At 58.3% G+C, this 10,732-nt stretch carries 7 protein-coding genes, 1 tRNA gene and 1 pseudogene; all 9 read right to left on the minus strand.

What is annotated here, in order from left to right:
• Positions 1 to 143: 143 nt before the first annotated feature.
• The 9 genes and pseudogenes from L0H65_RS19800 to L0H65_RS07515 all read right to left on the minus strand — a co-directional run bounded on the left by L0H65_RS19800 (position 144) and on the right by L0H65_RS07515 (position 10,723).
• Positions 144 to 814: pseudogene (locus L0H65_RS19800) on the minus strand (SOS response-associated peptidase).
• Between the two features lie 577 nt (positions 815 to 1,391).
• Positions 1,392 to 1,465: transfer RNA gene (locus L0H65_RS07480), tRNA-Gly, on the minus strand.
• A 75-nt stretch (positions 1,466 to 1,540) separates the two neighbouring features.
• The gene (locus L0H65_RS07485) at positions 1,541 to 3,049 is read right to left on the minus strand and encodes a calcium-binding protein (protein WP_301458218.1); all 1,509 of its coding nucleotides are present in this window, start codon (positions 3,047 to 3,049) and stop codon (positions 1,541 to 1,543) included.
• Between the two features lie 292 nt (positions 3,050 to 3,341).
• On the minus strand, positions 3,342 to 5,000 hold the full coding sequence (locus L0H65_RS07490) for a VWA domain-containing protein (RefSeq protein ID WP_301458219.1): 1,659 nt from the start codon (positions 4,998 to 5,000) through the stop codon (positions 3,342 to 3,344).
• Between the two features lie 220 nt (positions 5,001 to 5,220).
• The gene (locus L0H65_RS07495) at positions 5,221 to 5,748 is read right to left on the minus strand and encodes a fasciclin domain-containing protein (RefSeq protein WP_301458226.1); all 528 of its coding nucleotides are present in this window, start codon (positions 5,746 to 5,748) and stop codon (positions 5,221 to 5,223) included.
• Positions 5,749 to 5,901: 153 nt separating this feature from the next.
• Positions 5,902 to 6,570 (minus strand): anti-sigma factor, encoded by a 669-nt coding sequence (locus tag L0H65_RS07500; protein ID WP_301458220.1) that lies wholly within the window; start codon positions 6,568 to 6,570, stop codon positions 5,902 to 5,904.
• Entirely contained in the window at positions 6,567 to 7,112 is a 546-nt protein-coding gene (locus L0H65_RS07505) for a sigma-70 family RNA polymerase sigma factor (RefSeq protein ID WP_301458221.1), read from the minus strand. The genes L0H65_RS07500 and L0H65_RS07505 overlap by 4 nt, the downstream gene beginning before the upstream one ends.
• Before the next feature lie 72 nt (positions 7,113 to 7,184).
• Positions 7,185 to 9,224, minus strand: a complete 2,040-nt coding sequence (locus L0H65_RS07510; protein WP_301458223.1) for an ASKHA domain-containing protein — start codon at positions 9,222 to 9,224, stop codon at positions 7,185 to 7,187.
• A gap of 227 nt (positions 9,225 to 9,451) precedes the next feature.
• Positions 9,452 to 10,723: an HlyC/CorC family transporter gene (locus L0H65_RS07515; RefSeq protein WP_301458227.1), complete on the minus strand. Its 1,272-nt coding sequence runs from the start codon at positions 10,721 to 10,723 to the stop codon at positions 9,452 to 9,454.
• Positions 10,724 to 10,732 lie beyond the last annotated feature (9 nt).

Consider the following 10,732-nt stretch of genomic DNA (forward strand, 5'->3'; position numbering starts at 1 on the left):
AAGCTTGAGAACCGCTATATGAGGCCGCATGGGAAAAAGCCATGTAAATCACCGCATTGTCACACCCATTCAGATCGGCCGGATCGTGTCGGATGTGCCGAAGTTTTTGGCTTTTCCTGCTGCAACAAGGCCGGTGGAAAAGGTTAGGCTTCATCCGCCTTCAGCCCCTCGCCACGTTGAACGATCTCCATCTGATCGTCCGGAAATGGCCGCATCAAACGCTCCGCATCTTCGGGGCTGCCGGTCAGCCATTCCTCATAGTCGCGAGGCTGCAAGATCACAGGCATACGGGTGGGATGGATTGGCCGCACGATGTCATTTGCCGTGGTCGTGATGATTGTGTGTGTGAGCTGCTGCGCATCGTCATCCGGTAATCCGTGTTGCTCGCCGCGCCACAGACCCGCGAATGCAAACGGCGGGCGTGGGTCATCGCCGATCAGGGCGAACCAATAATAGATCGCCGGGCTGCGCCCCTTGGCCTCACAAAAGCTGGTCGCAGGACAAGGCAGCGCCGTTTTGCAAAGCTGTCTTTCCAGAGGCCGTTGCTTGCCACCTTGTCATCGCGCGCGTTATTCCATGCGGCAGGAGAAATCGGCTTGCCGGTCTTTTTGGATGTCTGCGCGGTCAAAAACCCCCAATGCATCATCACCAGCTCGCGCGCGGCACCCTCGGCCAGTCGCACCACCGGTGCATCATACTTGGGCCAGATCGCGGGCAAAGGCTCGGCGTTGCCCAAATGATCGTTGCCGGGCAGCACGTCAAACAGTTGTCGCATCGCTTCCTGTGCGGTCGTGGAGGAATATAGATTGCACATCTTCACGCCTTTTCCATTCGCCAGATCCAGCGAATAACTTGCTTGACCGGGCGGCGTACCGTCAAGCCGTTCAATTCTGCGCTTGAAGGAACTGTGCAGCGGACATCGACATATTCTGTCGTTCCGCAGCGAGAGCAAGGGAACGGCGGGACGTGAACCTGATGGTCGCGGCCAACGACCTGAACAAGATCACTGGCCCAATAGTTTGCTTTTCGACGACACAGGCGGCATCGAACCATAATCAGTTGCCCGTCAGATGCCGCATCGCACATCCGGCGATTTCTGGACGGGTTTGCGGATGGTCGAGCGGCTGGCATGATTCCCAATCTTGAACGCGTGAACGTAAAGAGAACATGGGAGCGGGTTTCGCGCAAGGCGATGGTTTGCCAACCGGTTTCAGGTCCAACACCGTATAGAACAGCGTGAGAACCGCTTCGGGACTTTCTTCGGGACTCGTTGTCCAAATGTGGGCTGAATCGGGTCTATCTGTCCAAAACCGTGCTTTGTGAACGAGGCAACGGTAAGCACCGCGCGGAATTATTACTGCGGTAAATCAATGCTTTATAATGGTTTTGATTGGAGCGGGTGAAGGGAATCGAACCCTCGTATTCAGCTTGGGAAGCTGCTGCTCTGCCATTGAGCTACACCCGCATCCGCGTTGAGATAGGCCAGCCGCCAGCCGCCGTCAAGCAAGATCAGGCGGCTGGGTCTGTCAAAGCGCAGAGCTCAAGCTGCAATAACGATATCACGCCCAAGTTCGACGGCACTTGCCTGCACACCCTGCAACTGCGCAATCAAACGGTCGCCGTAGAAGACTTCGGCCCCGGCCTCGCCGTCCATCACCGCCAGACTATCCAGCGTCAGATTTGAGGCGGAAAACTCGATCACATCATGTCCCGGCTCAAAATCGGTGATTTCAGCAAAGCCGAAACCATCGCGCAGGGCGAAATGGTCATCGCCTGCGCCGCCGGTGACAAGATCATTGCCGCCCGCGATAATCGTGTCATCGCCGTAGCCGCCGAAGACGATATCACCCGCATCCACGTCCTGCTCACCCGAGGCCGAAATCAGGTCATTGCCAGTCCCGCCATAGAAATAATCCGAACCGATGCCGCCGTTCATCGTGTCATCGCCTGCACCACCTTCCAAGGTAGAGGAGCCAGAGCTGCCCGCGCTGAGATAGTCGTTCCCGCCAAAGCCTTGAAGCCAATCATTGTCGCCTGCGGTCACGATACTGTCATCGCCGCCGGTGCCGGTGTAATGCGCGCCATTGTCGGATTCCGCACTTAGGATGATCTGATGGGGATCAACCTCGGTCGTGCCTTGCAGGACCGCGTAGGTCACGCCATTCACCAGCACCTCGGTTCCGGTTCCATCTTCGGTCGGGGTCAGGCTCATCTCCGTATCAGAATCGCGCATCTGAATATGGAGTTGCAGCATATCATCAGGCGAAAAATCGGTGATTATTGCCGGGTCGATGATCGGTTCACCTTCGGGTCCATCGACTGCGTTAATCAAGAACAGGTCTGCACCCTCGCCGCCGGTCATGGTGTCGGCCGCGGCCTGCGCAAAGCCCGCATCACCGATCAGCGTGTCATTGCCGGCGCCACCATCAAGGTTATCGCCATTGAGATCGGCCAGTTCAGCCAGACCGCTACTGGCAATTATGAAGTCATTGCCCGCATCACCCGCAAGGTTGTCCGCGCCATTGACATCACGGAGGATGTCGCTGCCGAAGCCGCCGTTCATTGTGTCATTGCCAAGTTCGCCTTTGAGGAGATCATCGCCTGTGCCACCATGAAGCATATCATTGCCGCTGCCGCCAACCACAGTATCATCATCGCCGCCGCCGAACAGGCGATCATCATCGCGCCCAGCCAAAACAGTGTCATTCCCGCCGTCGCCATGAATTTCATCATTGTCATGGTCGCCGCCCAACTTGTCGTCGCCGCTACCGCCCCAGATGGTGTCGTCACCCGTCTTGCCTCCAAGCAGGTCATTTCCGGAATCCCCGAAAATCTCATCCTGGCCACCCATTCCGAACAGGGTGTCATCCCCTGCAAAACCGTTTATCAGGTCGTCACCCTCGGTGCCATTGATCGAATCCGCATCTTCGGTGCCGTCGATGACGTTCGGCGTTTCATCCGGTGCCGTATCATCATCATCGTCGGAATTGTTCAAAAGAAAACCACCGAGCAGCAGCACCGGCAGCGCACACAAAAGCAGAATGTCCATTCTTCACCCCAAAATAGCAGAACCTGTTCCGAAGGATGATATTCGCTTGGCAGCTTCAACCCTTCGGGACGGGCCCAATCACACCATTCAAACTGGGCGGGATTTTGCAGTATTTGTCAATATCTTAGCGAGGCATATCCAGTGTTTCCATTCAGGAATTACTGGATATGATTCAACGAGATTGTCGAAAGACAGACCCGTATCAAGCGCGGTCATCTGCGGCCGATCAACGGTTTTCACGACGCAACCGAGCGAAACGCCAACGCCTGAGTGCGGAGGGTTGTGTCAGATCTCAGGGTACGGTCACTTCCGTTCGCTCCCCCGCTGTGACGGTTGCCGGGATCTCGCTCAACACGCCGTCACGCTCTGCCTCAACGATATAGTCTCCGGCGGTGATCGTGGATTGCGCTTCCTCGCCATAGAAGGAGGTGATGGATTTACGCTTGCCTTGAATATCCTTCTTGGCCGCGAAAATCTCGATCGTGCGGGCGCCGGGCGCGGCCATCGCCAGAACGCCAGCATTGAGCACAATCTTCACATCGGTTCGCGCATTGGCCTTGACGGTGAATTCAACTTCGCCGGTTGCCTGCTCCTTGCGGCCGGTGGCGACATAATCGCCGGGCGGCAGTTTGAATTCCTGTGCGGCACCATAGCTGCCGGTCACATCTTCGCGCTTGCCATCCAAGGACTTTTTCGCCTTGAAGATATCCACGGCTTGCCCGGTTTCTTCCATGATCATGTCGGGGGTGTACCAGGTATCCAACACCGCAAGACCCAAGGCGACGATCACGTCCTGGGTTTTCACCTCCCCCGCTTCAAGAGTTAGCTTGTCGGTCACGCTGGCATTGCCGATGCGGACGTTGAGGCCATAATCCCCGGCGGGCATGACGCGGGTGTTTTCGCCGTAATAGGAAAAGTTTTTATCGCCCAAGGTCAGATCGACACTGGCGCTGCCTTCGGGTTCGCCGCCCGCCTCGGTCAGCGGGCGTATGGTCAGGACACCAGCATTCATAATTACGTCGGGGGTCGTGAGTTTGTCGGCGGTCAGGGTAATTTCCTGCTCCACTTCGGCTTCCTGCCAATCCACCACCAGCAGGTAGGTGCCGGGGTCGACGAAGAACGGGTCATTGCCATAGTGTTGCTGTACCAGATCGCCGCGACGGTCGGTTTCAATGGCGGATTGCTTGATCGTATAGACCTCCACCGACATCGAGTGTTCGCTGCTCATATCCGCGCCGCCTTCGACAAGGAAGATACGCGGCGCGATGTTGTAATCCATCACCGCAGGTTTCGGCGGTTCCGGCGCAGCTGTCGGCTCCGGGGCGGGTTCGGGTGCCGCTGCAACGGTGGTTTTCAATGCGTCGATCAGGCTGCCGGCATCTTTTGCCTCGATATACTTGCCGCCGGTGTTTTCTGCCAGACAGGCGACCTGTTTGCCCTCATCCGCTGTCAGACCAAACCCGACCACATGCGCGGTGAAATCCACGCCGGACGCTTCGAGTTCCTTGCCAAGCGCGCAGGGATCGGCTTCACAGGTTTCAATCCCGTCGGTGATCAGGATCACGGTGGCCTTTTCCTCGGTCGAACGCAGTTCCGCCGCCGCGCGCCGCACCGCTTCGGTCAGCGGCGTCTTGCCCAGAAATTGCATCTTGTTCGCGGCGTCAGTGATGGCCGGGCCGGTGCCGGGGCCGGGTGGCACGATCAATTCGATATCACCGCAATTGCCCTTTTCACGGTGGCCGTAAGCCATCAGCCCCAACGCGGTATCCGCAGGCAAACCGGCCAGCACACCGGCCAGCGCCTCACGCGCAATTTCCAGCTTTGGCCGACCGTCGATCTGCCCCCACATGGAGCCGGACCCGTCCAGCACGATGATGGATTTCCCCTCTGCCTGCGCCTGGCTGATGGTCGCGCAAAGCGCCAAGGCCGATATCATCCCCAAAGATCGCATAATTTCCCCCACAATTTCAAACTGCAATGGCCAAGGCTAAATCGCGGCAACGGAACCGACAAGCCATTCAATACAAATGCCCCCGGAAATTTCCGGGGGCATCAAGGTCAGCCAGATGTAGGGGACAGATGAAGGCCGACCCTGGGCGCAAGGTGTGAAACACGGGTGGGGCGAAATATTACAAGCAGCCCCTCTCACCCTGCGCGTTTGGTCACTGCTCTTACATCTTCGGCAACATCACCGTGTCGATGACATGGATGACACCGTTGGATTGCTTCACGTCAGCGATGGTGACATGGGCGACATTGCCGTTTTCATCGGTCAGCATGATATTGCCGTCCTTGGCCGAGGCTTCCAGTGTGCAACCGCCAAGGGTCGGAACCGGGTGCTTGCCGCCGTCATCCATGATCATCTTCGACAGCGCATCAGACATCACTTCCTTGCCGACAACATGGCAGGTCAGGATTTTCACCAACTGGTCCTTGTTTTCCGGCTTGAGCAGCGTTTCGACGGTGCCAGCGGGCAGCTTGGCAAAGGCTTCATTCGTCGGCGCGAACACAGTGAACGGCCCTGCGCCTTCCAGCGTTTCCACCAGACCGGCCGCCGTCACAGCAGCAACCAAAGTGGTGTGATCAGCAGAATTGACGGCGTTTTGAATGATGTTCATGTCTGCCATCATGGCAGCGCCGCCGACCATCGGATTTGTCGGGCCGGGCTTTCCAGATTCGGCCATCGCCATGCCGGTCATCAAAGCCACAACTGCGGTGAAAGACGCGATTTTCTGAATAATCATCTGATACTCTCCGTTTCATCCAAGGGCCAATCCCTTTGGTATGATCGAAGCTACGGATGGATCGGGCGGGAAGTTTCAGGGCGTCCGAAATTATTTCGATTTATTTCGTCAAATCTGTTCGATTGTCCCCGACGCAACGATCTGCCCAGTCGGCACACCACCCGGCGCGCCGCCTTCCGGCTCATCGGTGATCGCCAGCACCATGCCCGCTTGCATATTCGCCGCTGACAGGGTTTTCTCGGTCCCGGTGATCAGGCCAAGCGATACCGGTGCCGATTGCCCGGCGATCAACCAGAGTTCATGCACGCGGCCTTGTGGGGCCGGGTCGCCGCTGATCCGTGTCAGATGCAGTTCACCATCCTTCAGTCCGACCGAATAGCGCAGGTTGCTGCCTTCTGCCGCAAGGGTAGTCACCGGCAAAAGCGGCGCTTGCGATTGCGGCAACATGACCAACACTGCAACACCAAGCGTTGCAGCGGCGATGGCTCCACCAAGCAAACCCTTCCATCCCTGCCAGAATCGGGGCGAGTGCGCAGGCGTGCCGAACAACCGCGCCTCGATCCGGGGCAGCAGGTCAGGGGCAGGGGCTTCGTCAAACCCGTCATTCAACCCAGCCAGCCGCGCCTCCCATTGCGCAACGGCAACAGCGAAACCTGCGTCACGCCGTAGGCGCGTCGCCGCAGCATCCCGTTCGGCCAGCGGAAGTGTTCCAAGCACATATTCCGCAGCAAGCAGATCGGAGAGGTCGTCTTCCGGGATGTCGGTTGTATCGGTCATTGATCCAGACACTCCCGCAGTTTCAACAGGCTGCGGCGCAACCATGTTCGCATCGTGTTCAGTGGAACATCGAATTTTTCGGCCAATGCGTCATAGGACAACCCGTCAAGATAGGCACCCTTGACCGCCGCCGCGTGGTCACTGTCCAACTCACCAAAACACTTGACGGCGCGCCGCGCTTCGCCTTCGGCCACCAACCCGGCCAAGGCACCACGTTGACCATCGGGCAGTTGCGCCACCGTTTCACCATCATCGCTCACCGACGGTGCCGGACGGGCGCGCAAGCGGTCAATCGCATGGTTGCTCGCAATGGCAATCAGCCATGTCATGCCGCGACCCTTGCCCGCATCAAAGCGGGCCGCCCGCAACCATACTCTGGTGAAAACCTCCTGCAACGCATCCTCCGCTTCCGCTCTGTTGCCTAAGATACGCAGCAAAACCCCCATAAGTTTCGCGGAGGTGGCGGAATAGATCTGGCGAAACGCCGCGCGGTCCTGCGCCGCGACATCCGCGAGCATCGGGGCAATCGGATCATCGGTCATTCGGTGTGGCCTGCCTTGCGCTGAACGGCGGTGATGCCGATAGGTAGGGCGCGGCGCGCAGCCGTCAAGCCCTTACCCACGCCGCCGCCTGCGACCGCCCTCGGCCTCGCCACCGTGACCGGAGTTGAAATTGAGATCGGGCAGCGTCAGGATCGAAAACAGGTTGGGGAACGGTTCCACCGCATTCGGGATCGCCGAGGCGTTGACGAAATGCTCCTGAAAGCGCGGCTCGATCGCGGTTTCGACCTTGTGGATATGGCCGACGGTTTCCTCGATCTCTGCCCGTGCCGCACGGTTCAACAGTGCGATGCGCGCACCGGTTCCCGCCGCGTTGCCTACCGATGTCACCTTGTCCAGCGGCACATCCGGGATCATGCCCAAAATCATCGCGTGTTTGACGCTGATATGCGCGCCAAACGCGCCCGCAAGCACGATGCGGTCAACCTGTTCAACCCCGAACTTGTCCATCAGCAAACGCGCACCGGAATAAAGCGCGGCTTTCGCCATCTGGATTTCCCGGATATCGCGGTTGGTGATGGTGATGCGTGGTCCACCTTGCTCGGTTTCGTCCCAAACCAAATAGGACCATGTGCGCCCGTCCTGAAACACCCGTTCCGTGCCGGTTTGCGTTGACGACCCGATCAGTCCCGATGCATCAACCAAACCTGCCAAACGCATTTCAGCCACCATCTCGATGATGCCCGAGCCGCAAATCCCGGTGACGCCGGTGGTCGCAATCACTTCATCAAAGCCGGGTTCATCTGACCAGATGTCGGACCCAATGACACGGAAGCGCGGCTCCTTCGTCACGGGGTCAATCTCCACCCGTTCAATTGCGCCGGGGGCGGCACGCTGGCCGGAACTGACCTGCGCGCCTTCAAAAGCGGGACCGGTGGGGGAGGAGCAGGCCAAAACCCGTTCGGTATTGCCCAGAAAAATCTCGGCATTGGTGCCAACGTCAATCAGCAACAGCAGATCTTTTGACCGCTCCGGCGCCTCCGACAACACCACCGCCGCGCCATCCGCACCAACATGGCCCGCAATGCACGGCAGGATATAAACCCGCGCCGAAGGGTGAAGTTGCAAATCCAGCTCCTTCGCGGTCAGATGCTGGCTGCTGGAGGTGGCCAGCGCAAACGGGGCTTGACCCAACTCAAACGGGTCAATGCCAAGGAACAGGTGGTGCATGACCGGGTTGCAAACGAAAACCACATCCATGACAAGGGTTTTCTCGACGCCCGCCTCAGCACAGACATTGGTGAACAGCGTGTTCATGCCTGCGCGCACAGCGGCTGTCATTTCTGCCGCCCCGGTCGGGTTCATCATCGAATAGCTGACCCGGCTCATCAAATCCTCACCAAAGCGGATTTGCGGGTTCATCAAGCCGGACGAGGCCAAAACCTCGCCGGAACGCAGGTCGCACAGATGCCCGGCGATGGTGGTCGATCCCAAATCAACCGCCATGCCGTAAACCGAACCCTCGTAAAGCCCCGGCCACAGATGCATCAGGCGCGGCACGTCGCTGTCACGTTCTTGGTGCAAGGCGACGGTGACTTTCCACTCGCCTTTGCGCAGAATGGGCTGCATGACGGTCAGAAAGGCCAGGTCGGCGCGCACGGCCTCAATCTGCCACTGTTCACGCAGCGCGTTGGACACCCGTTCAAAGTCACCGGCGGGGTCGTGCATATCGGGTTCGGCGACTTCGATATAGTGCAGCTTGACCGAGGGGTCGACGTGGATGTCGCGCGCCTCCACCCGTTTGCGGATCACCTGCTTGTGCAACTGGCTTTCGGGCGGCACGTCGATCACCACATCGCCCTGCACCTTGGCCTGACAGCCCAAACGCCGCCCGTCGATCAAACCGCGCTTGGATTTATACCGCTCCTCCACTGCGTTCCAGTCCGACAAAGCGCCTTCCGAAACCGTCACCCCATGCTTGGCAAACTCACCATAGCCCGGCGTGATCTGGCACTTGGAACAAATGCCGCGCCCGCCGCAAACGGAATCAAGATCGACCCCCAAGGCACGCGCTGCCGTCAGAACCGGGGTGCCAAGCGCAAAACGTCCACGCTTGCCGGAGGGGGTAAAGATCACAAGGGCATCATCGCTCATATCGGTATTCCTGATTGTCCAATTTTGATGTTAGGCCGCAGATCGCGACCCGAAGCGCCTCAATGCGGCATTTCAAATGCCGCTTTCGTCGTCGCCCGTTTTTTGATTGTCATCCGATGCGCAGATGCTTTCATCTTGGTAAAAATACCTGCGCCGCAGGCACTGATTTTTCAGAGAAAAATCGGACCCCAACCGAGCGGTCAAAGCGCTCCATCGGTTCATGCGGATCACAGCGGATGGATCTTCAACAGCGTGATGCGGTTTTCCTTGCGGGTTTTCACCTCAAAGCGGAAGCCATGAAAACTGAAGGCCTGACCTTCATTCGGAATGGTCTGTGCCTCATGGATTACCAGACCGGCGACGGTATTCGCCTCATCATCGGGCAAGCCCCAGTCGGTGATGCGGTTCAAATCGCGAATCGTCATCGCACCATCGACGATGTAATCGCCGTTCTCGGCCCGCGCCAGCACCTCATCCTTTTCGACCGTATCAAACTCATCCCGGATCTCGCCGACGATTTCTTCCAGAATATCCTCCAGCGTGATCAAGCCACGCAACGCGCCATATTCATCGACCACCAAGGCAAAATGCGTGCGCCGTTTCAAAAATTGTCGCATCTGTTCATCGAGCGGCGTGGTTTCCGGCACGAAATACGGCTTCATCGCAACTTTCAGGATGTCGAGATCGGTCAGTTTGGCGATCCGCCCCGATCCGGAGCGCAACAGCTTGTCGACCTCTCGCAGCAAATCCTTGGCATGGACCACGCCCAGAATATTCTCGTCATCGCCGCGATAAACCGGCAAACGCGTGTGGGGCGAGGCGAGAACCTGGCTTAAAATATCCCCGGGGGCTTTTTCGGCGTCGATCATTTCGACCTCGCGCCGGTGGCGCATGATCTCCTCCACCGTGCGGTCATGCAGGTCCAGTGCGCCAAGCAACCGGTCGCGGTCTTCCTTTTCTACCGCGCCTTCGGAATGGCCCAAAGCAATCGTGCCTGCGATTTCCTCGCGCAGCGCAAGGATTTTTGTTTCCGGATCGGTACGGACGCCAAAAAGATAGAGAATTCCACGCACCAGCGTTCGGATCAACTGCACCAGAGGCGCAAAAATCGGGATAAGCAGCGAAATAGGTCCGGCCACGCGCGTCGCGGCCAGTTCGGCATTGGTGATCGCATAAGTCTTTGGCAGCACCTCGGCAAAGATCAGCACCAGCGCAGTCATGACCAGCGTTGCCACCGCCACGCCATTTTGACCGAAAAACTGCGTCATCAACGCCGTTGCCAATGAGGCGGACAGGATATTGGCGACGTTATTGCCCAGCAAAAGCGCGCCGATCAGTTTTTCACTGTCCTCGGTCAAGCTCAACGCCTTTGCTGCCCCGCGAGAGCCGCGATCAGCCTGCGCCCGCAACTTGCCACGAGATGAAGCGGTCAGGGCGGTCTCAGACCCGGAAAAGAAAGCCGACAGCACCAGCAAAGCCAGAATGGCGCCCGCCGTCAGCCAAAACCC

Source organism: Pseudorhodobacter sp. (assembly GCF_030452865.1).
In the GTDB taxonomy this organism is placed as follows: Bacteria; Pseudomonadota; Alphaproteobacteria; order Rhodobacterales; family Rhodobacteraceae; genus Pseudorhodobacter.